Annotated in this window: 23 protein-coding genes; 19 read left to right on the forward strand and 4 right to left on the reverse strand. The window is 42.4% G+C overall.

Annotated features, from left to right (window positions below; translation table 11 throughout):
• Nucleotides 1-854: 854 nt before the first annotated feature.
• A complete protein-coding gene (locus AACS92_RS10125; RefSeq protein ID WP_099111089.1) occupies nucleotides 855-2,180 on the reverse strand; it encodes an amino acid permease in 1,326 nt (441 codons plus the stop codon).
• A gap of 1,114 nt (nucleotides 2,181-3,294) precedes the next feature.
• On the opposite strand from AACS92_RS10125, the gene AACS92_RS10130 reads away from it, so the two are divergent.
• From AACS92_RS10130 to AACS92_RS10140, 3 genes are read left to right on the forward strand one after another with little or no spacing between them, the layout of a single operon-like run.
• Nucleotides 3,295-3,966: a CsgG/HfaB family protein gene (locus AACS92_RS10130; protein ID WP_099111090.1), complete on the forward strand. Its 672-nt coding sequence runs from the start codon at nucleotides 3,295-3,297 to the stop codon at nucleotides 3,964-3,966.
• Nucleotides 3,967-3,996: 30 nt separating this feature from the next.
• Nucleotides 3,997-4,353, forward strand: coding sequence for a DUF4810 domain-containing protein (locus AACS92_RS10135; RefSeq protein WP_099111091.1), 357 nt, complete (start codon nucleotides 3,997-3,999; stop codon nucleotides 4,351-4,353).
• Nucleotides 4,353-5,021, forward strand: coding sequence for a DUF799 domain-containing protein (locus AACS92_RS10140; protein ID WP_099111092.1), 669 nt, complete (start codon nucleotides 4,353-4,355; stop codon nucleotides 5,019-5,021). Before AACS92_RS10135 ends, AACS92_RS10140 begins: the two co-directional genes overlap by 1 nt.
• An 84-nt stretch (nucleotides 5,022-5,105) precedes the next feature.
• Here AACS92_RS10140 and AACS92_RS10145 read toward each other — a convergent pair whose 3' ends face one another.
• On the reverse strand, nucleotides 5,106-6,446 hold the full coding sequence (locus AACS92_RS10145; RefSeq protein ID WP_099111093.1) for an MATE family efflux transporter: 1,341 nt from the start codon (nucleotides 6,444-6,446) through the stop codon (nucleotides 5,106-5,108).
• Nucleotides 6,447-6,823: 377 nt separating this feature from the next.
• Between AACS92_RS10145 and AACS92_RS10150 the strand changes: the two genes are divergently transcribed.
• From AACS92_RS10150 to AACS92_RS10160, 3 genes are all read left to right on the forward strand, one after another.
• Nucleotides 6,824-8,170 carry an NCS2 family permease gene (locus tag AACS92_RS10150; protein WP_099111094.1) on the forward strand — a complete coding sequence of 449 codons (1,347 nt, stop codon included), beginning with the start codon at nucleotides 6,824-6,826 and terminating at the stop codon, nucleotides 8,168-8,170.
• Between the two features lie 271 nt (nucleotides 8,171-8,441).
• Complete coding sequence (locus tag AACS92_RS10155) at nucleotides 8,442-10,091, forward strand: Na+/H+ antiporter (RefSeq protein WP_099111095.1); 1,650 nt, start codon at nucleotides 8,442-8,444, stop codon at nucleotides 10,089-10,091.
• Nucleotides 10,092-10,093: 2 nt separating this feature from the next.
• Entirely contained in the window at nucleotides 10,094-10,993 is a 900-nt protein-coding gene (locus AACS92_RS10160) for a carboxylate/amino acid/amine transporter (protein WP_099111096.1), read from the forward strand.
• Here the strand turns inward: AACS92_RS10160 and metR are convergent.
• Nucleotides 10,878-11,834 carry an HTH-type transcriptional regulator MetR gene (gene metR, locus AACS92_RS10165; protein WP_141554483.1) on the reverse strand — a complete coding sequence of 319 codons (957 nt, stop codon included), beginning with the start codon at nucleotides 11,832-11,834 and terminating at the stop codon, nucleotides 10,878-10,880. The genes AACS92_RS10160 and metR overlap by 116 nt on opposite strands.
• Nucleotides 11,835-11,941: 107 nt before the next feature.
• On the opposite strand from metR, the gene metE reads away from it, so the two are divergent.
• Nucleotides 11,942-14,221, forward strand: coding sequence for a 5-methyltetrahydropteroyltriglutamate--homocysteine S-methyltransferase (gene metE, locus AACS92_RS10170; protein WP_099111097.1), 2,280 nt, complete (start codon nucleotides 11,942-11,944; stop codon nucleotides 14,219-14,221).
• 65 nt (nucleotides 14,222-14,286) lie between these two features.
• On the opposite strand, the gene AACS92_RS10175 is transcribed toward metE, so the two are convergent.
• Complete coding sequence (locus AACS92_RS10175; RefSeq protein WP_099111098.1) at nucleotides 14,287-14,679, reverse strand: YidB family protein; 393 nt, start codon at nucleotides 14,677-14,679, stop codon at nucleotides 14,287-14,289.
• A gap of 360 nt (nucleotides 14,680-15,039) precedes the next feature.
• Here AACS92_RS10175 and AACS92_RS10180 point away from each other — a divergent pair, with 360 nt between their 5' ends.
• The 12 genes from AACS92_RS10180 (at nucleotide 15,040) to hemB (ending at nucleotide 26,444) form a co-directional block, all read left to right on the forward strand.
• The gene (locus tag AACS92_RS10180) at nucleotides 15,040-16,419 is read left to right on the forward strand and encodes a GntP family permease (RefSeq protein ID WP_099111099.1); all 1,380 of its coding nucleotides are present in this window, start codon (nucleotides 15,040-15,042) and stop codon (nucleotides 16,417-16,419) included.
• Between the two features lie 248 nt (nucleotides 16,420-16,667).
• The gene (gene udp, locus AACS92_RS10185; protein ID WP_099111100.1) at nucleotides 16,668-17,423 is read left to right on the forward strand and encodes a uridine phosphorylase; all 756 of its coding nucleotides are present in this window, start codon (nucleotides 16,668-16,670) and stop codon (nucleotides 17,421-17,423) included.
• Between the two features lie 172 nt (nucleotides 17,424-17,595).
• Nucleotides 17,596-18,384, forward strand: a complete 789-nt coding sequence (locus tag AACS92_RS10190) for a tyrosine-protein phosphatase (RefSeq protein WP_099111101.1) — start codon at nucleotides 17,596-17,598, stop codon at nucleotides 18,382-18,384.
• Nucleotides 18,385-18,482: 98 nt separating this feature from the next.
• A complete protein-coding gene (locus AACS92_RS10195; protein ID WP_099111102.1) occupies nucleotides 18,483-19,013 on the forward strand; it encodes a DedA family protein in 531 nt (176 codons plus the stop codon).
• A 128-nt stretch (nucleotides 19,014-19,141) separates the two neighbouring features.
• Nucleotides 19,142-20,524: a DNA recombination protein RmuC gene (gene rmuC, locus AACS92_RS10200; RefSeq protein WP_099111103.1), complete on the forward strand. Its 1,383-nt coding sequence runs from the start codon at nucleotides 19,142-19,144 to the stop codon at nucleotides 20,522-20,524.
• 198 nt (nucleotides 20,525-20,722) lie between these two features.
• A complete protein-coding gene (gene ubiE / locus AACS92_RS10205; RefSeq protein WP_099111104.1) occupies nucleotides 20,723-21,478 on the forward strand; it encodes a bifunctional demethylmenaquinone methyltransferase/2-methoxy-6-polyprenyl-1,4-benzoquinol methylase UbiE in 756 nt (251 codons plus the stop codon).
• Between the two features lies 1 nt (nucleotide 21,479).
• Nucleotides 21,480-22,133 (forward strand): ubiquinone biosynthesis protein UbiJ, encoded by a 654-nt coding sequence (gene ubiJ / locus AACS92_RS10210; protein ID WP_099111105.1) that lies wholly within the window; start codon nucleotides 21,480-21,482, stop codon nucleotides 22,131-22,133.
• Nucleotides 22,120-23,748 (forward strand): ubiquinone biosynthesis regulatory protein kinase UbiB, encoded by a 1,629-nt coding sequence (ubiB, locus tag AACS92_RS10215; protein ID WP_099111106.1) that lies wholly within the window; start codon nucleotides 22,120-22,122, stop codon nucleotides 23,746-23,748. The genes ubiJ and ubiB overlap by 14 nt, the downstream gene beginning before the upstream one ends.
• 110 nt (nucleotides 23,749-23,858) lie before the next feature.
• Nucleotides 23,859-24,119 (forward strand): twin-arginine translocase TatA/TatE family subunit, encoded by a 261-nt coding sequence (gene tatA / locus AACS92_RS10220; RefSeq protein ID WP_099111107.1) that lies wholly within the window; start codon nucleotides 23,859-23,861, stop codon nucleotides 24,117-24,119.
• Nucleotides 24,120-24,128: 9 nt separating this feature from the next.
• Nucleotides 24,129-24,512, forward strand: coding sequence for a Sec-independent protein translocase protein TatB (gene tatB / locus AACS92_RS10225; RefSeq protein WP_099111108.1), 384 nt, complete (start codon nucleotides 24,129-24,131; stop codon nucleotides 24,510-24,512).
• A 3-nt stretch (nucleotides 24,513-24,515) separates the two neighbouring features.
• Complete coding sequence (gene tatC / locus AACS92_RS10230) at nucleotides 24,516-25,295, forward strand: Sec-independent protein translocase subunit TatC (protein ID WP_099111109.1); 780 nt, start codon at nucleotides 24,516-24,518, stop codon at nucleotides 25,293-25,295.
• Nucleotides 25,296-25,427: 132 nt separating this feature from the next.
• Nucleotides 25,428-26,444, forward strand: a complete 1,017-nt coding sequence (hemB, locus tag AACS92_RS10235; protein WP_099111110.1) for a porphobilinogen synthase — start codon at nucleotides 25,428-25,430, stop codon at nucleotides 26,442-26,444.
• The last annotated feature ends 254 nt before the right edge of the window (nucleotides 26,445-26,698 follow it).

Here is a 26,698-nt window from a genome sequence, read left to right on the forward strand (position 1 = left end):
GCTTCTATTTATCTTTTTTTAATGAAAATATTTATTGAGAAAGTGTAAATATTTGTTATGTAACCCTCGTGAATAGAATGGGCTAATTATAAAGATAATTCTACTAAGAATGTTGTTTGGCTAAATTTTGCAACTAAACATTTTACTGAGTTTTATTTTTAGTTTTTTATTCTTATATTGTTCCTTTAGGGTGTAGTGGTTTCGTCTTTTTACTGCATTTAGTGGAAAAAGTAAATGATTTATCTAATTAGATCAAAATATACACTTATTTTGTGTGCTAATTATCTACAAAAAGACTCCATATGATATTTTATGGATTAATATTTTATGTTTTTTGAATATACGATATTTTGTTTTGATGTTTAATATTTAATGATGATAGTAGGCATTTTAATGCCAATAATGGAAGGATTGTCGAGTGTTAAATGATCAATGGATATGTATTGGAGAACTATTATTTATAGTTACTATTTTTGTAAGTGATTATTTCATTAATAACTAAATGGCTTTATTTTTCCTATTAAGGCAGGATAAATTATTAAATAAATATAAATTATAATTAATTAAAAATGACGATTATCATTGCAATAATAGTTTATTAGAGGTATTTGATAACACAAATGACTTATAGATTTCAAGATACATTGTGGTAGTTAAGGAATGAATTTATCCGGCATAAAATATGCATTCCAGATGAGAGATTGTGATCTTTATAAAAAGGGTAATAGAGGTAGATGCGTAAAGATAATAGAAAAGCTAATTGAAATATGTCTGATAAAGACCTTCCGTAGCGGAAGGCCGTTATTTGTAAATAAACTTTAATCATAAAACAGTCAGTGACTGTTTTTATCACATCAAGAAAAGGCCAGGAAAGGAGAGATACACAGTAAGAGCCCTGTGAAGATAATTAAAACCAGTGAGACTCCTTTGTAGTGATGAAGGCTGGGGACTTTATAAACCAGATAGGCTGGAATTAGGCAGCCGACAATCCCAAATATCGGGCTACAGATAGAGGTGAAACTTAAAACAGGGGCATTAAGAATGATAGCTCCCCACGCCAATAAAATAGCAAATACCATAATGCCTTTTTGGACCCACTTTTCATTGATTTTTGCAGCAGGCATTAACCGTCCTAGCAGGTTCATGGCTATTCCCTGACTGGCTTCGCGGAATCCGAGGTAAACACCAAAAAAAGCGGTCATGACAGCGAAGACATTAAGCATGACACTGACAAAAATGACCCAGCCACCAGGGAAAAATTGGGCGGCAATCGCAAGTGCAGAAATATTCTGCTCATAAGCTTTGATTGCTTCATCGTGCCCTAGTGCCAGCGTGAAAGAGACGGCATAGAAAAATACGGTACAAAACAGGATAGCAAAGGCAATATTCATCGCTCGTAGTGCCTTATAGCGGGCAACTTCGCGGTTGCTTTCATGACTTCGATAAGAGATAACCATTGGGCTGAGTGTCTGAATAAACAAAATGGAAGTCAGTGTGAAAGGTAGCGTGATAATGGCTTTTTTGATTAACATGGAAAAAGGAGGAAGCGCACCGATATTGTATAAGTGCCACATACCAATCATGGAAAGCCCCAGTGCTGCAACAACAACTAATTTTACCGTTACCATCAGGCTGGAAACTTTAAATAGTAATTGCTCACTACGGGAAGAAATCATCACTAAAATACAGATTAAGGCCAGACCATAAAAAGGATTTTCGGAGAGTAAGTTATCGGTCACTCCGAAGGTTTGTAGGTATGAGGCGCTATCATTGGTAATTGCAGTGGAGTAAACAAACATCCAAATTACCAGCATAATAAAGTAGAGCACACCTAATAAAATCCCCCAGTTTTTACCAAGATAACCCCCGATTATGCTGGGATAGTCTTTACATTCGGGGGATTCGGCAAGTGTATTAATGAACAACCGCTGAAAAAGATACATAGCCGGATAGCCGATAACTGAAGAGAGCAGGAAAACCCATAGTCCCATCAGACCAACCTGAACAGGAAGGAAAACAATACCTGCTCCTATGGCCATGCCAATACTCATGATCACCCAACCCATGTCAGTACCATTGAACTTTATGGCTTGTTTCCATTCAGCTTCTGTCATATTGGCTCGTTTTGCTGCCGAAGAAACATGAGACATGGGCTGATTACCTTTTATTGCTGTTTTCATAATAGTTCTCGCTTACATTTTTGGTGTTGGAGTCGGGTTTAGCTAAGTGCAGGGAGACATACCATATAAACACCAAAGAATTGTTTGCTCAGAAAATGAATTGTTGTGTGTTGATATTAAAGAATTTTATGAAGAAAATGTTTTCCGGATGACTCTGGCTTAATACGTTTTTGGGAAGAGTCATTTTTATGCCTAAATGGGTGCGGTTTATCATTTTCTTTTTATATCAGGAGGTTGTAATTGTTTGTAATATTGAAAATTTAAACAACCAGAGAGAAAACGATGTGTTTTATCACATCCGAACTTGCTCAAAACATCCTGTTAGTATTAAATCCTTTTTATTATTTTAATTATGATATAATTTAGAATATTAATCTAGTTTTTTCTTATTAGCGATAAAAAATGGATAAAAATCCATCTGTCCTGATGTGGGTAATTTTATTTATTTATTTTTATATTTTATTTAATCTGAATCAATTTATGGTCAGAATATTGTATTAATTTATCGCTTTAAATAAAAATAACGGAACGGAATAGATGCTTATCAAATATTATTTAATGATTAATTAAACCATCTGATATTTATATGATTTTAAAATGGCATGTATGTGTTTTTGTTTTGTTTATTTTTTAAAATTATATTTGTTTTGTTTTTCCGTTTTTTTAGCAAGTTATTTCTATTTTTAGATAGGAATTAGTGATTTTATCGTAGTTGTGATATTCAAAACTCATCAGGTATAGTGACACAGGCGAGGCCTAGTGTGAGAAGCTTTGGAAGAGATGTTAATTATCATTTAAGTCAGGGTTTATATAATTATTCCTATTTTTAGCGGGTTGTTTGGAAATAATATTCCGCAATAGATGATATTTCTATAATGATATTTTAAGGTTTAATATCTTCAGTTTTGTTTAACTATAGTGACCGAGCATTGTTGATTATATCATGTTTTATTTCATGGACTTTTCCTATGATAAAACCTATTATTTAGCCGTTTTATCTTGGTCATATCTGCCGTTATATAGTTAATTTCGCTTAAATAGAAACCAGCAAGATAATATAAAGGTATAACTGACCTGACAGGCTGTTAATCAAAAAATTCGCAGGAAGAAAATAATGAAAAGTAAACTGACTTTAGCTTCTGTTTGTCTGGCTTCACTCATGCTAGCCGGCTGTGCAACAGAATCCTCATCAACTCTTCAGGTTCAAAAAGTTTCCTCTTATAACACAACCTACAAAGGTATTCGCAGCCCTATTGCTGTGGGTAAGTTTGAAAACCGTTCAAGCTACCAGAATGGTATTTTCTCTGATGGTATTGATCGTTTGGGTAACCAGTCAAAAACTATTCTGGTGACAGACTTACAGCAAACCGGTCGTTTTAATGTGCTGGAGCGCACGAATATGGCCGAATTGCAAACAGAAGCCGGATTACAAGGTAAAGCACAGAAGTTAAAAGGGGCAAGTTATGTCATTACTGGTGCAGTGACTGAATTTGGCCGTAAAGAAGTAGGTGATCACCAGTTATGGGGAATTTTAGGTCGTGGTAAATCACAGATCGCTTATGCAAAAGTGATGCTGAATGTGGTGAATGTGGAAACGTCTGAAGTCGTTTTCTCTTCAGCGGGAGCCGGGGAGTACAAGCTATCCAACCGTGAAATTATTGGATTTGGCGGCACTTCGGGTTATGACTCCACTCTGAATGGCAAGGTTTTGGATTTGGCAATTCGTGAAGCCGTGAATGATTTAGTGTCAGGTATTGAAAGTGGTGCTTGGAAGCCAACGAATTAATAATAAATATTATATAGGAAAGATCATTTAATGTTTTTGATGAAAAAGACGGGGATGTTACTGGGCACGCTAGTGTTAGTCGGATGTGTACAGGCACCTAAAACTATTTATGAATGGGGTGATTACCAGTCAACGCTTTACCAGTATTACCAACAAGATAAAACTGGGCCACTGGAGCAGATACAGGCTCTGGAAAAAGTGATTGAACAAGCAAAAGCCAAAGATAAACCGGTTCCTCCCGGCCTGCATGCACAAATGGGGCTACTTTACAGCAAAACAGGCAATATTGAGGATGCCTTTCAGCAGTTTGAAATAGAGAAAAGATTATTTCCTGAATCTGCACCTTATATGGATTTTCTGCTGAATAAAAATAAGGGAGTGAAATAATGAACCGGATTTTGGGCGCGATTGGTGCTTTATTTTTGCTGATACTGACGGGGTGTGCCAAACAGGCACCGCATGATTATTCTGCCTTAAGGGCAAGCGATCCTAAATCAATACTGGTTCTGCCAGCAGTGAATAAGTCTGTAGATGTGAAAGCCGCTGGCAGTGTGATTTCTCAGGTTACTTATCCATTGGCTGAGTCAGGATATTATGTTTTTCCTGTTGCGGTAGTAGAAGAAACCTTCCGACAGAATGGTGTGTCTGAGGCTCAGGATATTAGCAATATCAGTTATAAGAAATTGCATGATATTTTTGGTGCAGATGCAGCGCTTTACTTGGATATCACGCAATACGGTACACAATATCAGATCATCAGTAGTGATACTCGTGTGACTGCTGAGGCTCGTTTGGTTGATTTGCGTACAGGTGAAAAAATCTGGGGTGGTATAGCAACAGCATCCAGCGCAGAGAATCGTAACAATGGTGGTGGCGGAATTATTGGTATGTTAGTGTCTGCGGCCATTGAACAAATTGTGAATACTGTCGCTGATAGAGGACACGAAATTGCGGGTATTACCTGCAACCGTTTGTTAAGTGCCGGGCAATACTGGAATGGCCACCTGCTGTATGGCCCACGTTCAGCGTTTTATCGTAAAGAAAAAACAGAATAATTACTCCTGTTACCTTTCCGATTATTTTATTACAAATGCCGCAGATAATTACTGCGGCATTTTTACTAACGTTCTTTAATCTGATTAAACATCCAATCGCTTAGTTTGCCATTTTTTGGATTTCCAGCGCCACGCGTTTACCAGACCACGTACCCACTCATCACAGAAAAATCCAATCCAGATCCCCAGAATGCCCATTCCCATGGTAATTCCCAGAAAATAACCAACGGGGATAGAGATACCCCACATGAAAATCAGGGCAGTATAAAGCGGGAACCGGGCATCGCCTGATGCTCGCAGTGCGTTGACCATAACGATATTAAAAGTACGTCCCGGTTCAAGAAACACTGATAACAGGAAGAGTGGCAGCAACAGCTCAATGATTTTTTGGTCTTCTGTCATCAGGCCGAGAAGTGGTTGCCGGAAAGCCCAGAAAGATAAGACCACTCCAATTGTGACGATAACACCGATTTTCAGGCTTTTTATACCGCGGATATAGGCCTCTTCAAAGCGTTTTGCCCCGACAAGATGACCAACCATAATTTCGTTACCAATACTGGTGGCAATCCCAAAAAGCATAATGAACAGCGATAGCTGGAAATACAGCGTCTGTGCTGCCAGAGATGTTTCGCCCATCAAACCGATAAACGCCTGTGCCGTCATATACTGCAATATCCATACGAGGTTTTCACCGGCCGCAGGCAAACCGATATGCAGGATTTTTCCAAGCATATTCTTTGACCAGCATATGAGTAATTTGGGTACCAGCTTTATTTTCAGGCCATAAAATAGCAAGCCACAAAGGAGAATAACTGCAACAGTACGACCAAATACTGTAGACCATGCCACACCTTCGAGGCCATATTTAGGTAGCCCGAAGAACCCGTACAGAACAATCATATTGCCGACAATTGTCAGTAGATTGGCAATCAGGGTGACATACATGGCTGATTTGGATTTGCCATATACTCGCAAGCAGGCTGCCAGAATAATTGAAATGGCTTCTGGTATCAGACAGATACCTAAAATATGCAGATAAGCAAATCCATCATCCATCAGGTTTTCTGGCAGATTCATGATATGCAGGATTTTGTAGCCGAAGAAAATAGTTACCAATGCACAGCCAAAACCCAACACAAAATTAAAGGCGATGGAAATGTGGATCGCCTGACTGGCTTTATCCCGCCTTCCTGAACCGAGATATTGGGCGATGACAACGCTACAACCAACGCTGATGAAATTAAAGATAGTAATGAACAGATCAAAAACATGATTCCCAACGCCCATCGCAGCCAGATAAGCGGAAGAAATATGGCTAACCATATAGGTATTGATTAACAGCGTTGCCATATGAAGAAAAATATCAATGAAGATCGGCCAGCTCAGGGAAAAAAGCGAACGATCAACAACATCAGATTGATGCATTATAAAAAACCTATTGTTTGAATTGAAATGAGTGGTCTTTTTGTGGTGTGACATATACTCAGAATACAATCGTAATTTTACTTGGTTTATTGGTTGATTGATAGGCAAAACACACGATTTGCTGATAGATAACAGGTAATAAAATTTATGGCTATGACTTGATTCTTATCCCCGATTCACTGGATAATCTTCTGCCTCAAATTATCTCACCATTTTTTTATCTCAAAAGCCAAACGATTGCGTATGAGAAATGGCTGAATTGATAGCTTCAGCATTTTTAGCGTTATTAAGTGACGTAATCGTTTTCGTCGGGAAGGGAGTAAAGAAATGATGAGAAAAATAATGATCGATATTTAACACACTGGCAGGGGATAAATATGTCTGGCACGCAGGCACCAACTCAATGCAAACTCGATAGGTATTTTAAGATAACTGAACGTGGAAGCTCGGTACGTCAGGAGATTCTCGCTGGGTTAACAATATTTCTGGCTATGGTGTATTCCGTTATTGTTGTACCGGGTATGCTCGGACAAGCCGGATTTCCTCATACCGCAGTATTTATTTCTGTCTGTCTGGTGACCGGAATTGGCTCATTGCTGATGGGGTTATGGGTTAATTTGCCGATGGCGATTGGCTGTGCCATCTCACTGACTGCCTTTACTGCTTTTAGTCTGGTATTAGGGCAGCAAGTTAGCATCCCTGTTGCTCTGGGCGCTGTTTTTCTGATGGGATGTATATTCACCTTTATTTCTGTTACCGGTATTCGAGCCTGGTTATTGCGCAATATTCCAATGGGAATTGCACATGGGGCAGGAATTGGTATCGGATTATTTCTGTTGCTTATTGCGGCAAACGGCGTCGGTCTGGTAATTAAAAATCCGAAGGAAGGATTACCGGTTGCCTTTGGTACACTGACTGCCTTTCCTGTCTTTATGACTCTGTTTGGTCTGGCTGCGATTATCGGTCTGGAAAAGAAAAAAGTCCCCGGTAGCATTTTGCTGGTTATCATTGCTATTTCAATCATTGGCCTGATTTTCGATCCTGCGGTGAAATATCAGGGTTTTTTTAAAGTGCCCACATTAGGAGAAGACGGCCTTTCCCTGATGTTCAGTATGGATATCATGGGGGCGTTACAGCCTGCTGTCCTGCCAAGCCTTCTTGCACTGGTGATGACCGCAGTATTTGATGCCACAGGGACTATCAGAGCTGTGGCCGGGCAGGCCAACCTGTTGGATAAGCGTGGGCAGATTATTAGTGGTAGTAAGGCGTTAACCGCTGATTCTGTCAGTAGTATTTTTGCCGGAGCGATAGGCTCTTCGCCTGCTGGCGTTTATATCGAATCTGCCGCAGGGAGTGCTGTAGGCGGAAAAACAGGGTTAACTGCGACCATTGTCGGTATTTTGTTTCTGCTAATCTTATTCCTTTCCCCATTGTCATATCTGGTTCCTGCGTATGCCACTGCACCGGCTTTAATGTATGTCGGTCTGCTGATGCTGAGCAATGTGAGAAAATTGAATTTCGATGATTCTGTTGATGCTGTGTCGGGGCTGTTGTGCGCCGTATTCATCGTTCTGACCTGTAATATCGTGACAGGAATTATGTTAGGTTTCAGCACGTTGGTTGTCGGACGTATTTTTGCCGGTGAGTGGCGTAAGCTGAATATCAGTACGGTAGTCATCGCCATTGCACTGGTGGTATTCTATGCTAGCAGTTGGGCCATTTAGCCAGAACTAGCCTGAAAGTTATGCGTAAGCGGTTAACGTTTGCGCATATATTTCCCTGCCTGATAATTTTTAAAACCTGTCAAATTTTCGACAAAATCCCTCAGATAAGTATAAAATAAGAAAATGGCTTGCGGGTCATTGATTCACAATGTGATTGTTTTTTGATTTTCCAGAATAACTTCAATTTTTGTGGTTATTAGCGCTGTTATTAGAAAGAAAAAACAGTCACAATCTCCTCACCGACGGATTTTTGGCAATTTGTAAGGGTAACATGGAAATATTCTTTACTATCTTGATCTTGATTTTGGTGGTGTCAGTTTCTGGTGTTCTTACTAAGGTGATCCCGTTCCGTGTCCCTTTGCCGATAGTGCAAATAGCAATGGGGGCGTTGCTGGCTTGGCCTCATTTTGGTTTACACGTTACTTTCGACCCTGAATTATTCCTCGTTTTACTTATCCCTCCTTTGTTATTTGTTGATGGCTGGAAAACACCGACTAGAGAATTTTTTCACCATGGGCGTGAAATCGTTATTCTGGTTTTAGTGCTGGTTTTAGTAACAGTTGTCGGTATTGGTTATTTGATTTACTGGTTATTGCCGAGTATTCCGCTTATTGCGGCTTTTGCTCTGGCCGCCGTGTTGTCACCAACCGATGCCGTTGCCTTATCCTCAATCGTCGGGAAAGGGCGCATTCCTAAAAATATGATGAGTGTGCTGGAAGGTGAAGCGTTGATGAACGATGCTTCGGGTCTGGTCGCTCTGAAATTTGCTGTGGCAATTGCCATGGGAACAATGGCATTTACGGTAACCGGTGCAACATTCGAATTCTTTAAAGTTGCAATTGGTGGTCTGGCATCAGGCGTTGCTGTTACCTGGTTGTACAGTAAATCACTGCGATTGATGAGCCGCTGGAGTGGCGATGATCCCGCGACTCAAATCATGTTTATGATGCTGTTGCCATTTGCTTCTTACATGATTGCTGAACATATTGGTGTTTCTGGCATTCTGGCTGCTGTTGCGGCGGGTATGACTATCAGTACGGCTGGCGTGATCCGTAATGCACCGCTGGATATGCGTTTGCGAGCGGATAATGTTTGGGGAATGCTGGCATTCGTATTTAACGGGCTGGTATTCATCATGCTGGGGCTACAGTTGCCGGGAATTTGGGAGACTTCTGTTGCTCAGGCGGATCTCGACCCGCATGTAGAAACCTGGATGCTGTTTGCTGCTGTAGGCATCATTTATGGCGCACTGGTATTGCTGCGGTTCTGCTGGTTATGGCTGATGAAAAATACCAGTAAAATCCTGATGAAGAAGAAACCACTGGAATTCTCAACCTACACTACGCGTGAATTGTTGCTGGCTTCGTTTGCGGGAGTCCGTGGTGCCATTACTCTGGCTGGTGCTCTGTCAGTACCGCTCTTCCTGCCGGATGGCGATCCGTTTCCTGCCCGTTATCAGTTGATCTTTATTTCTGCAGGTGTGATTCTGGTTTCACTTTTTGTTGGCGTCATTGCCCTGCCACTCTTGCTGAGAGGTATGAAAGTGGGAGACAAACAGGCTGATCTTGATGAAATCAGAATGGCGAAAGCAGCGATGGCTGAAGTTGCGATTGTCAGTATGAATAAAATGGAAGAACGCCTGTCTGCCAGCACAGAAGAAAAATTAGATGCTGAAGTGATTAGCGAAGTTGCTTCCCGGGTTACCGGTTACTTACGGCGCCGTACTGCGGGCACGGACGAGGGTGAACACAGCTTGGAGGTTGAAGAGCTGGAGCGTCGTTTCCGTCTGACTGCATTACGGGCTGAAAGAGGGGAACTGTATCACTTGCGTGCAACCCGTAAAGTTAGTAATGAAACATTACAGACGCTTCTGCATGATCTTGATCTGCTGGAAGCACTGTTAGTGGATAAATCTCAATAAATATGTGGCTATTAACAATCACAACATTCTTGTGGGCCGCTTCATTCAGCCTGATCGGTGCTTATCTTGCCGGTCAGGTTGATAGCTGGTTTTCTGTACTCATCAGAGTAGCACTCGCTGCTCTGGTATTTCTGCCATTCCTGCGCTGGCGTGGGTTATCGCTGAAAGTGATTTCGCTGTATATGGCAGTGGGCGCTTGCCAACTGGGTGTGATGTACTTGTTTGTATTTCATGCGTACCACTATCTGACAGTGGCAGAGTTTCTGCTTTTTACTGTTATGACACCGCTGTATGTCACACTGATCTACGATTTACTGAAACGTCAGAGGCTGCGTTGGGGATATGCACTCAGTTCGCTGCTGGCTGTTGCCGGAGCTGCGATTATCCGTTATGACCGGCTAAGTGAATCTTTTTGGATTGGCTTGATTTTGGTGCAACTGGCGAATATTTTCTTTGCTATTGGTCAGGTTGGTTATAAGCGTTTGATGGAGAAGCATCCGATCCCACAACGAGTGGCGATTTCATGGTTCTATTTAGGTGCCTGTGTTGTTGCAATTATCGGATGGTTAATCTTTGGTAACCCACAGAAGCTGCCGACAACGCAATTACAGTGGTGGGTTCTGATCTGGTTAGGCGCAGGGGCATCCGGTATTGGCTATTTTATGTGGAACTATGGCGCAACTCAGGTTGATGCCGGAACACTCGCAATTATGAATAATATGCTGGTTCCGGCTGGGCTACTGGTTAACTTTGTCATTTGGCAGCAGCATCCGGATTGGCTGAGCTTTAGCATTGGAGGCAGCCTGATTGTTGCATCGCTTTGGGTGCATCACCGCTGGATATTGAAACCCGTTTTACAAAAGGCAGACTATCCACCGCGTGCTGGCGCGCAGAACGAATAAATGTATCAATAGCCGGTTGGTGTTGCTCTCCTTTACGGCAGGCAGCGTACAACCGGCTCCATAATCCCTCTCCCAGCGTTTGCGTGACAACTAAACCCTGTCTTTCAAATGTTTCCACGGCCCAGTGAGGTAATGCTGCAATACCTAAGCGGGCTGCCACCATTTGGATCAGTAATAAAGTGTTATCAACGGTTTTCAGGGTGGGAGTTACTTCGGCTGGCTGGAGAAAACGTCTCCAAATATCAAAACGTTGTCGCTGAACAGGATAAATCAGTAACGTCTCAGGTGCGAGATCTTGTGGCTGAATATCCCGCTGATTGGCTAATGGATGATCCGGGGCCACCACCAACTTTACCTCATAATCAAACAGCGGTGTATAGTGGAGATCGCTGTCGGAAATAATATCGGATGTCAGTACAATATCCAGCTCCTTTTGTTGCAGGGACGGTTGTGGATCAAATGTCACCCCGGATTTGAAATCCACATTAACCAGCGGCCAGCTTTCCCGGAAAAGCTTTAATGCAGGCGTGAGCCACTGAATACAGCTATGACATTCAATCGCAATGCGTAGGTTAGTTTCTTCCGGTTCATTACACTCACTCAGAGATGCTTTGATCATCGGTAAAATCTGCTCAGCCAGCTTCAGTAGAACTTCTCCCTGATGTGTAAGTTGCAGCGGCTGACTTTTACGAATGAAAAGTTTGTATCCCAGACGATGCTCTAATTCACTGAATTGATGTGAAAGAGCAGATTGAGTTTGATGCAAGTGATTCGCAGCAGCTGCCAATGAGCCACAGAGATTTAGTGCTTGCAATGTTTTTAAGTGTTTAATTTCGATCATGAAAAACCTTCAAGTTGATGATGAATAATTTGCGCTTGTGGTTTATACATTACCTGTTGATTATAGAAGTGTAAACATCTAGACGGCTAAAATTTGCGGGTGACGACATGACAGTTTTAAATCATACATTAGGTTTTCCACGTATCGGATTGAAAAGAGAGCTAAAAAAAGCACAAGAAAGCTATTGGGCAGGTAAAATTTCTCAACAAGAATTGCTAGAAACAGGCCGTGAATTACGTGCACGTCACTGGCAACAGCAAAAAGAAGCAGGAGTAGATTTAATTCCTGTCGGTGATTTCGCTTGGTATGACCAAGTATTGACGACCAGTCTGCTGCTGGGGAACGTTCCTCCTCGCCATCAAAATGAAGATGGAAACATTGATTTAGATACACTATTCCGCATTGCCCGTGGTCGGGCACCGACCGGTACTCCGGCTGCTGCGTCAGAAATGACCAAGTGGTTTAACACTAATTATCATTATATTGTTCCTGAGTTTCAGGAAGGGCAAGAATTTAAATTAGGATGGACTCAACTGCTGGATGAAGTCGATGAAGCATTAGCATTGGGACATAACGTAAAACCTGTTTTACTGGGGCCGGTGACTTATTTATGGCTTGGAAAAGTAAAAGGCAAGGCCTTTGAACGCCTCTCTTTATTGGCGGATATTCTGCCTGTATATCAACAGGTGCTGGGTGAACTGGCAAAACGTGGCATCGAATGGGTACAGATAGATGAGCCTGCATTGGTGCTGGAACTGCCAGAAGAGTGGTTGGCAGCATTTCAGCCTGCTTATCAGGCACTTCAGGGTCAGGTTAAGTTATTGCTGACAACCTACTTTGATAGTATCAGTCATAATCTGACGACCATTAAATCACTGCCGGTACAGGGTTTACATGTTGATTTAGTTGCAGGGCAGGACTCACTGGATGAACTGCATAAATCTTTACCTGAGACATTATTGTTATCGTTAGGGGTTGTTAACGGACGTAACGTCTGGCGGGCAGATTTGAGCGCAAAATATGAACTTGTCGCGCCTTTACTGGGTAAACGAGATATTTGGATCGGTAGTTCTTGCTCATTATTACATAGCCCGATTGATCTGAATGATGAAACAGGACTGGATGAAGAAGTTAGGAGTTGGTTTGCCTTTGCACTACAGAAATGTGCGGAACTTTCTCTGCTATCTCAGGCATTGAATGCTCCACAAGGCAGCAGACAGCCCGAGCTGGATGATTATAGCGCGCCAATTCGTGCCCGCCGTAGCTCCGTCCGGGTGAATAATCCGGCTGTAGCTGAGCGCCTTAACAAGATCCGTCCGCAGGACAGCGAACGTAATCAAGTTTATGAAGAGCGCGCCAGACTCCAACGTCAACGTTATAAACTGCCTTTGTGGCCGACAACAACGATAGGTTCTTTCCCTCAGACAACAGAGATCCGTGGCTTACGCCTGGATTTCAAGAAAGGTCGCGTTGATGGCAATCATTATCGCACTAATATCAGTGAACATATTAAACAGGCGATCACTGAGCAGGAACGGCTGGGATTAGATGTGCTGGTACATGGTGAAGCCGAACGTAATGACATGGTGGAATATTTCGGTGAACATTTTGACGGTTATGTCTTTACGCAAAACGGCTGGGTACAAAGTTATGGTTCCCGCTGTGTTAAACCACCGGTCATTATCGGAGATATCAGCCGTCCAGAAGCGATTACCGTTGATTGGGCAACCTATGCTCAATCCCTGACAGATAAGCCAGTAAAAGGCATGTTAACCGGGCCGGTAACGATTCTTTGCTGGTCATTCCCAAGGGAAGATATCAGCCGGGAAACTATTGCTAAGCAGATTGCACTGGCTCTGCGTGATGAAGTGGATGATTTGCAGAAAGCGGGTATTGGCATTATCCAGATTGATGAACCAGCATTGCGCGAAGGCTTGCCGCTGCGCCGCGAAGAGTGGCAGGCATATCTGGATTGGGCAGTGGATGCCTTTAAACTAAGTGCAGCCATTGCGGAAGACGAGACTCAGATCCATACCCATATGTGTTATTGTGAGTTCAATGACATCATGCCTTCCATTGCAGCACTGGATGCGGATGTTATCACCATTGAAACGTCTCGCTCAGATATGGAACTGCTGGATTCGTTTGAAGACTTTTCATATCCAAATGAAATTGGGCCAGGCGTGTATGACATTCACTCACCGAATGTGCCGAGTGTTGAGTGGATTGAAGCCTTGTTGCGCAAAGCGGCTGAACGTATTCCGGTTGAACGTTTATGGGTTAACCCCGACTGTGGCCTGAAAACCCGGGGCTGGGCAGAAACCCGCCAGTCATTGGCGAATATGGTTGAAGCCGCAAAACGTCTGCGTGATTCAGTTAATAGCTAAGTAAATTTAAGTAAGACTTTAACCTGCCCACCATAGGAAAATATAAATATGGCGGGCAGGTTAATTTATTTAGTCAGTAATTTATCTTTCAATAAATTCATCCCTACTGATTTTAGATCCAGATTTTCAGGTACTTCACCATTTGGTGTAACCTTATCAATAAGATTAGGCAGATGTTGTGAAATGAGTGATGAGGCTTCACTGGGGTCGATATCCATTTTTTCTGCTAATGTCTGGATTGTGGAGGAGCCAAAAATAGAGGAAACCTGATCAGCATGAATAGGCGTATTTTCCCCCGTACCAATCCACGAATGAATTGTGCCATCCAACCCTTGCCGGGAAAACTGCTCAACTAATCCACTAATTCCTCCCTGACCTTCAACCCAGTCCATTATATGCTGAATTTGTTGACTCTTACCCCGACTCATCATATTTGAAATTTGATCAAAAAAGCTCATTGTAATTTCCCTCCTTTGTTGAGGTTTTACTAGCTCAATCGATATAAAACACTAATTTTTGTGTTTTTACAGGAATGAATTAGTGTAAATGTTATAAAGAAAAGGGTAATTCAATATTTAATTATTAAAGTAGCACAGGATTTTTAATCCGGTTTGTTTGGGATAAAAGTAATATTTAGGAACGGGTTTTATTCGCAAAGAGTATTCTTCTTTTTTCTCAAATTATCTAAATATCCCTTTGTTAATCTATACCAAGACATCAATTTCTAATAAGCCCACTTTAACACAGCTTGTAACAAGGGCTTTGTCCAGCATACCATGCACCTTTCTCGCCAATAATACAGATTGAAACGGGGTTTTATGGTTGATTTTTACATTCCAGTTATTGGATTGGGAGTGGCGGTATTTTCGCTGATTTTTCTGGTTTTACGTACACGTATTCATGTGCTTGTTGCTATGTTAATTGCTGCAGTTATTGCAGGAATATCTGGTGGCCTGAGTATGGGCCATGTTGTTGATGTTATTGCTAAAGGGTTTGGTACGACATTAGGTAACATTGGTATTGTGATTGGGCTGGGAAGCATGATGGGGCGGATATTGGAAGCCTCTGGTGCAACGGAGCAAATCGCCTATAGTCTGATTAAATGGCTGGGTAAAAGGCGCGAAGAGTGGGCACTTGCAATCACCGGCTATATTGTCAGTATTCCTATATTTGTTAATTCGGCTTTTATTATCCTTTATCCGCTGGTAAAAGCGTTAGCGAAGAAAGGTAAACGGAATGTATTAACGTTGGGTGTAGCACTGGCCGGTGGGTTAGTGGTGACTCACCATATTGTTCCGCCAACGCCGGGGCCGCTTGGTGTGGCCGGAATATTTGGGGTAAGTGTCGGTAAGGTTATGTTGGTGGGAATGGTACTGGCAATCCCATGTGTTATTGGCATCACTTGTTATGCTAAATGGCTGGAGACTAAATACCCTGAATACCTGCTTGTGGAGGATGAAGGAAATCTGCAAGAAATTCACCAGCAATATATGGAAGAAAAAGCCAGTAAGCCTTTACCGGGACTCTTCATTTCCCTTTTACCTATCGTTGTACCTATCGTTCTCATTTTTACCAGTGTTATAAATGGACTGTTGTTAAAGACTGCACTATTTGCAGGAAAAGATGATTACCTTTACTTTCAGGTTTTTAATTTCCTTGGGTCACCGATTATTGCTCTGGCGATAAGTGTGTTACTGGCGATTTATAAACTTATGCCAAATGTCAGTAAACATGAGGTTATAGAACACTTAGAAACCGGTTTGCAGACGGTAGGAATCATTTTATTGGTATCGGGAGCCGGAGGAGCCTTAGGCGCTGTATTAAATGAGGGTTCAACCGGGACAATAGTGGCGCAATATGTTGCCAGTCTGCCGATTACTCCTGTCCTGATCCCTTTTATCATCGCCACGTTAATACGTATTATTCAAGGTTCAGGCACTGTTGCTATGATCACCGCAGCATCTATTTCTGCGCCGGTTATCAAACAGATACCAGATATTAATATGCTAGTTGCTGCTCAGGCTGCAATGGTGGGAACACTGTTTTTCAGCTATTTTAATGACTGTTTTTTCTGGGTCGTGAATAGGATGATGGGGATAAAGGATGTGAAAAAACAGATAATCATTTGGTCCATTCCGACCACCATTGCGTGGGGAATCGGGTTGTGTGGAATATTACTCCTTAATTTCATCATGTAAGTGTTCCAATGGCGCTCAAAAAGGGCGCTTTTTGTGACTACTCTTCGAATATTGTTTCTATTTCAGCTTTATACTCACGGTGTTACTTACATACATTAAATTGTGACAATAATCACAATTTAATGTATGTGTTTCTTTTTAAATTCAATTAAATGTGACTTTAATCATTAAAAAGTGCCAGAGTATTTACTAGATTTAGGTATCTCCATTTTATTTGGATTTTGAATTATTTCCGTTGAGGAGCCAATATGTCTGATGTATTTCACTTAGGTATCACCAAAAATGACTTACAGGGTGCAACCCTGGCTATTGTTCCAGGCGATCCTGATCGTGTTGAGAAGATTGCAAGGTTGATGGATAACCCGGTTCATCTGGCTTCCCATCGTGAATTTACAACATGGCGTGCTGAAATTGACGGCAAACCTGTTGTTGTCTGCTCGACGGGTATTGGTGGCCCATCAACGTCAATTGCGGTAGAAGAGCTGGCTCAACTAGGTGTACGCACATTCCTGCGTATTGGTACAACCGGTGCAATTCAGGAGAATATTAACGTTGGTGATGTGCTGGTAACCACTGCGGCTGTTCGTTTAGATGGCGCCAGCTTGCATTTTGCTCCAATGGAGTTTCCGGCAGTGGCTGATTTTGAGTGTACTAATGCACTGTACGCTGCCGCGAAAGCATCAGGTACTACAACGCATGTTGGTGTGACAGCTTCTTCTGATACTTTCTATCCGGGACAGGAACGTTACGATACCTATTCTGGCCGCGTTGTCCGTCGTTTTCAGGGGTCAATGAAAGAGTGGCAGGAAATGGGCGTCATGAACTTTGAAATGGAATCAGCTACTCTATTAACAATGTGTGCAAGCCAGGGATTGCGTGCCGGAATGGTGGCTGGTGTGATCGTTAACCGTACCCAGCAGGAAATTCCTGATGTTGAATTGTTGAAGAAAACAGAAAGCAATGCCTTAAGCATTGTTGTTGATGCGGCTCGCCGTTTGTTGTAATTGTTGCAAATTATGGGCCGGAATTCTCTGGCCCGATCACCTGAATTTTCCGTTTTCTTTACTTCCTTTCATTCTGAAATCTGATAATGTCATAACATTTTGTATTAAAGATGATTTGTCTCAGCCACAAACTGTCTCAATCGTGCATTAATTTCAATAAAAAAGAGTGATTATGACCACAACCACAACAGTTATATCTCATCCTTCATTACTCCCCTTAAATGGCGGTATTAACTTCCGCGATTTAGGTAACAGAACACTAAGTAATGGTTCTAAGATTAAATCAGGTCTGTTATTTCGTTCAGGCTCTCTGGATATGCTGACTGATAACGATCAGATTTTCTTGGCTGAACAGAACCTGTTCCAGATCATCGATTATCGTGATAGCAGTGAAATTATAGATAGGCCGGATCAGGTATGGAGTGGTGCGAGCTATCATCATGCTCCGGCTAATCCGCTTTCCAAAGAGGTTGATGCTAATTTCGATAAGCTAAGCCATGAGGCGTTGGAACAGTTTGATGCTAAAGATTTTATGTTGCGGCTATACCAATTGTTACCAATTAATAACCCGGCTTATAAGACATTAGCCAGTTTATTACTACAGCCGGAAAAAGGCGGAATTGTGCAGCATTGTGCTGTTGGTAAAGATAGAACAGGAATCGGTTCTGCTTTGGTATTGTTTGCTCTGGGGGCAGATCTGGATACCGTAATGGAAGACTATCTGGTAACTAATATTACTCTGACACCGTTTCGGGAATATTTATTGAATGAATATGCAAAAAGTATGAGTGATAGTTTGGTTGAGAAAATGTCTTATGTATTTTCAGTCAGAGAAGAGTTTTTAATGACAGCTCTGAACAGTATCAATCAGCATTATGGCAGTGTGGATATTTGGTTAGAAAAAGACGTTGGGCTTGATATGGCAGCTCGGGAAAAATTGCAGAGCTATTTTCTGGAGTAAATCCATTTTGTTAGCGTAAAGAAAAGCAAGGTTAGCATCAGTTCATTGATTTGCTGCTAACCTGAAAATTAGTAAAGATTAACACAGGAAAGACGAATGTGAGCTTGCATGAAGTCATTGAAGTAATTATCAATTTTGTAAAAAATCATGAAGCATGGGCAATTCCTATTATTTTCCTGCTCGCTTTTGGAGAATCCTTGGCATTTATTTCTCTGCTATTACCTGCAACGATCATTCTGTTAGGGTTAGGAGCGTTGATTGGTGAAAGCGGGTTAAATTTCTGGCCAATATGGATTGCAGCAGCAGCAGGCGCATTCTTTGGTGACTGGGTTTCTTATCTATTTGGTTATCATTACAAGGAAAATGTCGGCAAGATGTGGCCTCTTTCTCGCCATCCACAAACCTTAGTACGCGGACATCGATTCTTTGAGCGTTGGGGCATATGGGGTGTTTTTATTGGTCGTTTTTTTGGCCCATTAAGAGCCGCAATTCCTTTGGTCGCTGGGATTTGTGCTATGCCACAACGTCATTTTCAGCTGGCTAACTTTGCTTCTGCACTGATTTGGGCATTTGGTATTTTAGCGCCGGGTGCTTTCGGTATACGCTGGCTTGCAGAGTGGATGGGGTAATTGCGAGCCGCTTTGCAAACTGAAATAAATCCTGCAAACAATCTGGACATCTATACAGCCTCTATTTAACTTACATTAAGGTCAGTCATTGAGCACAGACGCTGGTGTAATGTGAGTGGGGTGTATAGATGGATATCTATTGGTTATACGTGTTAATTGGTGGTTTAAGTGGATTATTGTGCGGGGGGATTTTCGTTTGGTTTTCTGTTCACCAGCGTATTCAGTACAAAGAAAGGGAGTTGCGTGAATTACACGGCCAGCTTGCTGTCAGCAATGAAAGGCTGGAGCAGTCTCATTACTGGCGTACGGAGTGTGAACAACTCAATCAGGAGCTGCTTGCCCAGCGTGAAATCAACAGCGTACAGGAAGCTGAGTTACGTGAATTGAGTACTCGTCTTGAAGAGAGCAAGCTGGCAGCTGAAGAAAAACAGCGTCTTTTGATCAATAGTGAACAGCGCCTGAATGCTCAATTTGAAAATCTCGCCAATCGTATTTTTGAACAAAACCGCCGTCGTACCGATGAATATAGCCGCCAAAGTCTCAATGGTCTGTTAATGCCTTTTCGTGAACAGTTGGAAGGGTTTCGTCGTCAGGTACAGGATAGCTTTGGGCAGGAGGCTCGTGAACGCCATACGTTAACTCATGAAATCCGTAACCTTCAGCAGCTTAATGCTCAAATGGCAAAAGAAGCGATTAATCTGACCAAGGCCCTGAAAGGAGATAATAAAATACAGGGTAACTGGGGGGAGATGATACTAGCGCGGGTTCTCGAAGCATCCGGTTTACGTGAGGGGCATGAGTTTCATACACAGGTCAATATTAAAACTGACAACAGCGAACGCTTTCAACCTGACATTATTGTGCATCTACCGCAAAGAAAAGATGTCATTATTGATGCCAAAATGTCACTGGTTGCCTATGAGCGCTATTTCAATAGTGATGATGAAACAGAACAGGTTCAGGCATTACAGGAACATATTAACTCTATAAGAGGGCATATTCGGGGGCTAGGGCGTAAAAATTACCAGCAGTTACCGGGATTACGTTCGTTGGATTATGTCCTGATGTTTATCCCGGTTGAGGCTGCTTATCTAGTTGCGCTCAATCAGGCTCCAGAAATACTCGATGAGGCGCTGAAACATAATATTATGCTGGTCAGCCCGTCAACATTATTAGTGGCTGTGCGCACGATCAATAATCTCTGGCGCTATGAATATCAAAGCCAGAATGCACGTTTGATTGCCGACAAAGCGGCCAGAATGTATGACAAAATGCGCTTATTCGTGGATGACATGCAGGGGTTAGGGCAAAGCCTCAGTAAAGCACAGGCAAGTTACCATCTCGCGATGAAAAAACTGGCGGAAGGAAAGGGGAATCTCATTAGCCAGGCAGAAGGTTTTCGCGATTTAGGAGTGGATATCAAACGGCCTATTGATTCACAGGTTATTGATATACACAATGGATTTCAAGATGCGTCGCTGCGGCAAGGGAACTCATCCCCGGGAGCATAGATAACCTTATGTTTATAAAAACGGTGACTGGGGTGAGTGAGCGTAGCCAACAAAGAGGCAACTTGAAAGACGAAATGTATAAATTCTTCCAATCGTTACCGGTCAATGAGCATACCCAGTAGATTTTTCCGGATAGGGTTTTATCGGAAAGGCTGGTAAACTTGCTATAATTTTTTGAATGAAAAGCGGACAAAGAAAATGCCAGATCAATCTAAAGAAACCACACATTTTGGTTTCCGTACCGTAGCTAAAGACGAAAAAAAAGATATGGTGGCGGAAGTATTCCACTCCGTTGCAGCAAAATATGATTTGATGAATGATTTGATGTCATTTGGCATTCATCGTATTTGGAAGCGTTTCACTATCGATGCAAGTGGTGTCCGCCGTGGTCATAAAGTTCTCGATCTGGCTGGTGGAACAGGGGATCTGACAGCGAAATTCTCCCGTCTTGTTGGAGAGAAAGGCGAAGTTGTATTGGCAGATATTAATGATTCCATGCTGAAAGTTGGCCGGGAAAAATTGCGCGATAACGGTATTGTCGGTAATGTCAGCTATGTTCAGGCGAATGCGGAAGAATTGCCATTCCCGGATAACTATTTTGACTGCATTACTATTTCATTTGGCCTGCGTAATGTCACAGATAAAGATAAAGCCCTACGCTCAATGTTCCGGGTTCTCAAACCGGGCGGGCGTTTACTGGTACTGGAATTCTCCAAACCCATACTGGCACCTCTGAGTAAGATTTATGACACCTATTCGTTTCATATTCTGCCACGAATTGGTCAGGCGGTTGTTAAGGATGCAGACAGCTACCGTTATCTGACTGAATCTATTCGTATGCACCCTGATCAGGAAACATTAAAAGGTATGATGGAAACTGCTGGTTTTGATCTGGTTTCCTACTCCAATATGACCGGTGGAATTGTTGCACTGCATAAAGGGTTTAAATTCTGACATGGAAACTCCCTCATTAAGCCATAGCGTGAATTCTACGGTGCTGTTTCCGGTTTTAACTGCCTTTCTGGAAACAACGCTGAATCACCTGCTGTATCGAGAAACGGTATTGAAATCAGCTCGTATGAGATTAGCGGGCAAAGTGCTTTCCATCGAACTGAAAGAAATTGAAATACCGTTGATACTGGTTTTCAGTGAAAAACAGGTCGATGTTTTAAGTCAGTGGTCAGAGTCTGCTGATTGTTCAATGAAAACCACATTACCAGCCCTGCTTAAATTACGTGATCGCCAATGCCTCTCATCTTTGATCAACAGCGGTGAAATTATTATTGAGGGAGATATGCAGGTTATTCAGCAGTGGTCCGCTCTGCTGGATATGCTGGAATGGGATCCGGTTCATTACCTTTCACCTTATGTTGGCGATATTGTGGCAGAAGGGCTCAATCGGGTAGTGAAAAATAGTATCCGGTTTGCCTGTAATACTGTCTCAAGGCAGAAAAACTACCTGAGTGAATCACTGACTGAAGAGTGGAAAATGACACCTGGCGCTTTGGAATTGGCTTATTTCAGCGAAGAGGTAAATGCTGTCGCCAATGAACTGTCTGACATGGAAAAACGTCTGGCAGCGATGGAGAAAAGATATGACGCCCAGTGAAATAAAGCGCCTCTATTTGATCATTAAAGTTTTCCTTACCTATGGATTGGATGAACTGATCCCAAAGATCCGTCTGACATGGCCACTGCGTTTTGGGCGCTATTTCCTGTTCTGGTTACCTAATCGACACAAGGATAAACCACTAGGAGAACGTTTACGTCTGGCATTACAGGAGCTTGGGCCGGTATGGATTAAGCTTGGTCAGATGCTGTCTACCCGCCGTGATCTCTTTTCTCCTGCAATTGCTGATCAACTTTCCCTCTTGCAGGATCGCGTTGTTTCCTTTGATGGTGCCGTTGCGCGTCAATCCATCGAAACCGCATTGGGTGGTGCTCTGGAAACGTGGTTTGACGATTTTGAACAGCAACCTCTGGCTTCCGCCTCTATTGCTCAGGTGCATACTGCGCGCCTGAAAGAGAATGGAAAAGATATTGTTATTAAAGTGATCCGCCCCGATATTCTGCCTGTGATAAAGGCGGATGTCCGGCTAATGTATCGTTTAGCGAATCTGGTTCCTTTATTACCCGATGGTCGTCGTCTTCGCCCGCTTGAAGTAGTTCGTGAATATGAAAAAACGTTGCTTGATGAGTTGAACCTGCTGCGGGAAGCTGCAAATGCTATTCAACTGCGGCGTAATTTTGAAAAGAGTCCGATGCTTTATGTACCGGAGGTTTATCCTGATTACTGTCGGGAAAACGTACTGGTGATGGAGCGTATTTATGGTATTCCGGTATCCGATGTTGCTGCATTAGAAGCACAGAATACCAATATGAAATTGCTTGCTGAACGCGGTGTGCAGGTCTTTTTCACGCAGGTATTCCGCGACAGCTTCTTCCATGCAGATATGCATCCGGGCAATATCTTTGTGAGCTATGAGCACCCGGAAGATCCTACTTATATCGGCATTGATTACGGTATTGTCGGCTCACTGAATAAAGATGATAAACGCTATCTGGCTGAAAACTTTATTGCTTTCTTCAATCGTGATTATCGTAAGGTTGCTGAGTTACATGTGGATTCAGGCTGGGTTCCGGCAGATACGAATGTAGAGGATTTTGAGTTTGCCATCAGAACGGTATGTGAGCCTATTTTTGAAAAACCACTGGCAGATATTTCATTTGGTCATGTGTTGTTGAACCTTTTCAATACGGCCCGTCGTTTTAATATGGCTGTGCAACCACAGCTTGTTTTGTTGCAGAAGACACTACTGTATGTTGAAGGCTTGGGTCGGCAATTGTACCCACAGCTCGATTTATGGAAAACAGCAAAGCCATTTCTGGAAGATTGGCTGCATGATCAGGTTGGTATTCCGGCTATCATGCGAGCGTTTAAAGAAAAAGTACCCTATTGGGCGGAAAAACTGCCGGAACTTCCTGAATTGGTTTATGGCACACTGCAACAACATAAACGTTTGCAAACGAGCATTGATCAGATATCACAACAGTTAAAACAACAACGGCATAATCAGCAGAAATCCCTTTACTTACTCGGGATTGGTGCAACACTGTTTATCTGTGGTGGTTTGTTTTTTATTTCTAATCTGGCCCATCTAGCATCAGGGTTAATTGGAGCAGGAATAATATCGTGGCTGCTGGGCTGGTTTAAACTGAAATAGCGGCTTCTTGGCATGATTACGTTCTGGCACGGTTGCGGTATTTTCGAACATAAGGTTCGTAGATTATAATAAAAGAATTAATGTTTCCCACGAACATGAGGTAGATCAGTATGGGTGGTATAGGTATTTGGCAATTGCTTATTATTGCTGCCATTGTTGTCTTGGTGTTCGGCACTAATAAACTACGTACTTTGGGTTCAGATTTGGGTGAGTCGATAAAAGGCTTCAAAAAAGCGATGAGTGATGATGAAAAATCAGATCAGGCAGAAAAAAATAGCCATGATGCTGATTTTGAAACTAAAAACCTCACTGATAAGCCTACGGTTGATCAATCTGAAAAATCAGAGAGTAAAAACAAAGAAAAAGAGTAGGTATAAACCGTGTTTGACATTGGTTTTAGTGAACTGCTATTAGTGCTGGTGCTTGGCCTGATTGTTCTGGGACCAGAGCGTTTACCTGTTGCTGTCAGAACAGTGGCTGGCTGGATTCGGGTATTACGCTCACTGGCGACAAATGTCCAGAATGAACTTGCAAAAGAATTAAAATTACAGGAGCTTCAGGACAGCCTGAAAAAAATGGAAGAAAAGGCAGATTTACAATCCCTCTCTCCAGAATTACAGGCATCAATGGATAAATTGAGGGAAGCAGCTGAATCGTTGAAAGAGTCTTATCAGCTAACTCCTGAAGAAGCTAAAGAGCTGGAAGAAGATGAAACACACTTTCATCCTCCTGTATCTGATAAAAAATCCAATAGTGAACGCTAAAACATGTCGATGGACGATACTCAACCTCTTATCAGTCACCTGATTGAACTCCGTAAGCGGATTCTGAATAGCCTGATTACTGTGCTGGTCGTTTTTCTGGCACTGGTTTATTTTTCTAACGATATTTATCGGCTTATTGCTGCACCGTTAATGGACCAACTCCCTGTGGGAGCAAATATGATTGCGACCGATGTCGCATCGCCTTTTTTCACCCCCATCAAATTGACCATTATGGTATCCGTTTTTGTTTCGGCTCCCATGATCCTATATCAGGTATGGGCATTTATTGCGCCAGCACTGTATAAGCATGAACGGCGTTTGATTGTGCCATTACTGTTTTCCAGTAGTGTCTTATTCTACTTGGGGATGGTCTTTGCCTACTTCGTGGTATTTCCCCTTGTGTTTGGGTTTTTTACCAAAACTGTTCCCTCTGGAGTCATGATTGCGACGGATATCAGTAATTATCTGAGTTTCGTTATGGCGCTTTTCATGGCATTTGGTGTTTCATTTGAAGTGCCGATAGCGATTATCCTGCTGTGCTGGAGTGGGGTAGTGACTCCTGAGTCATTAAAAAGAAAACGTCCATATATTTTGGTCGGAGCATTTGTGGTAGGGATGTTACTCACACCTCCTGACGTTTTCTCGCAAACTTTGTTGGCCGTTCCCATGTATTTGTTGTTTGAGCTGGGGGTATTTTTGTCGCAGTTTTATGTGGGAAAACGCAAATTACATGAAACTGAAAATGGCTCTGAACGTGAGACAGACGGTAACCCGAAAAAATAATCAGCCATCAGATAGTCGTGATTATTGCTACAAACTTAAGGGGTTAAGCTTAGTAGTATTAAAAACAATAGTTCGTAATGGCAAAATTAGCCCAGTGTAATCCTGCTGGGTTTTTATATTAGGAGAGCAGTAATGAGCTATGCATTTCCAAGTACGTTTCCTGGTCGTCGTATGCGCCGTGTACGCCGCCATGATTTTTCCCGCCGTTTAGTCGCTGAAAATCAACTCACTGTTAATGACTTAATCTATCCAGTGTTCGTGATGGAAGGTACTAATCAGCGTCAGGAAGTGCCTTCCATGCCGGGAGTATATCGTTTGACAACCGATCTTCTGCTGAAAGAAGCCGAAGAGATTGCCCGATTGGGTATCCCTGTTTTGTCTCTGTTTCCGGTTATTGAATCCGATAAAAAATCACTGGACGCGAAAGAAGCTTATAATCCAGAAGGTTTGATTCAACGCTCTATTCGTGCACTGAAAGATGCAGTTCCTGAATTGGGGTTACTGACCGATGTGGCGCTAGATCCTTTTACAACACATGGGCAGGATGGGGTTATTGATCAGGATGGTTATGTTATCAACGATATTACCAAAGAAATCTTGGTCAAACAGGCGTTATCTCATGCAGAAGCAGGGGCTGAAATCGTTGCACCAAGCGATATGATGGATGGGCGTATTGGGGCGATTCGTGAACAACTTGAAAATGACGGGCATGTAAACACGCAGATTATGGCTTATTCTGCCAAATATGCTTCCTGCTATTACGGACCATTCCGCGATGCTATCGGCAGCAGCGCTAATCTGAAAGGTGGCAACAAGATGACCTATCAGATGGATCCGGCAAACAGTGATGAAGCATTGCAGGAAATTGCACAGGATCTACAGGAAGGGGCTGATAGCGTGATGGTAAAACCCGGGATGCCTTATCTGGATGTGATACGCAGAGTAAAAGATACTTTCGGTGTACCGACATTTGCTTATCAGGTATCCGGTGAATATGCGATGCATATGGCTGCTATTCAGAACGGTTGGCTGAAAGAACAACCTGCAATTATGGAGTCGTTACTCTGTTTTAAACGGGCAGGGGCTGATGGGATCCTGACTTACTTTGCCAAACGTGCGGCGCAATGGTTGCATGAGCAAAAGAATTGATGCTTTTTTAAATAAAAATATACACTTCGTCTTTCAAGTTGCCTCTTTGTTGGCTACGCTCGCTCAACCCAGTCACATAGTTATCTATGTTCTTGGGGATTTACTCTCTTGCCGCCGCGACGCATCTTGAAATTCATTGTGTATAGCTAACCTGAGCTTCGCTTAAGAAGGGAACTAAAGTGCCTGAGGCACGATCAAAGTTTTTGCTAAAGAAAACAAAATCGTGGAGATCCTCAGGCATGTATAATTTAGAA

The organism is Xenorhabdus sp. KJ12.1, assembly GCF_963876495.1.
GTDB classification, from domain to species: Bacteria; Pseudomonadota; Gammaproteobacteria; order Enterobacterales; family Enterobacteriaceae; genus Xenorhabdus; species Xenorhabdus stockiae.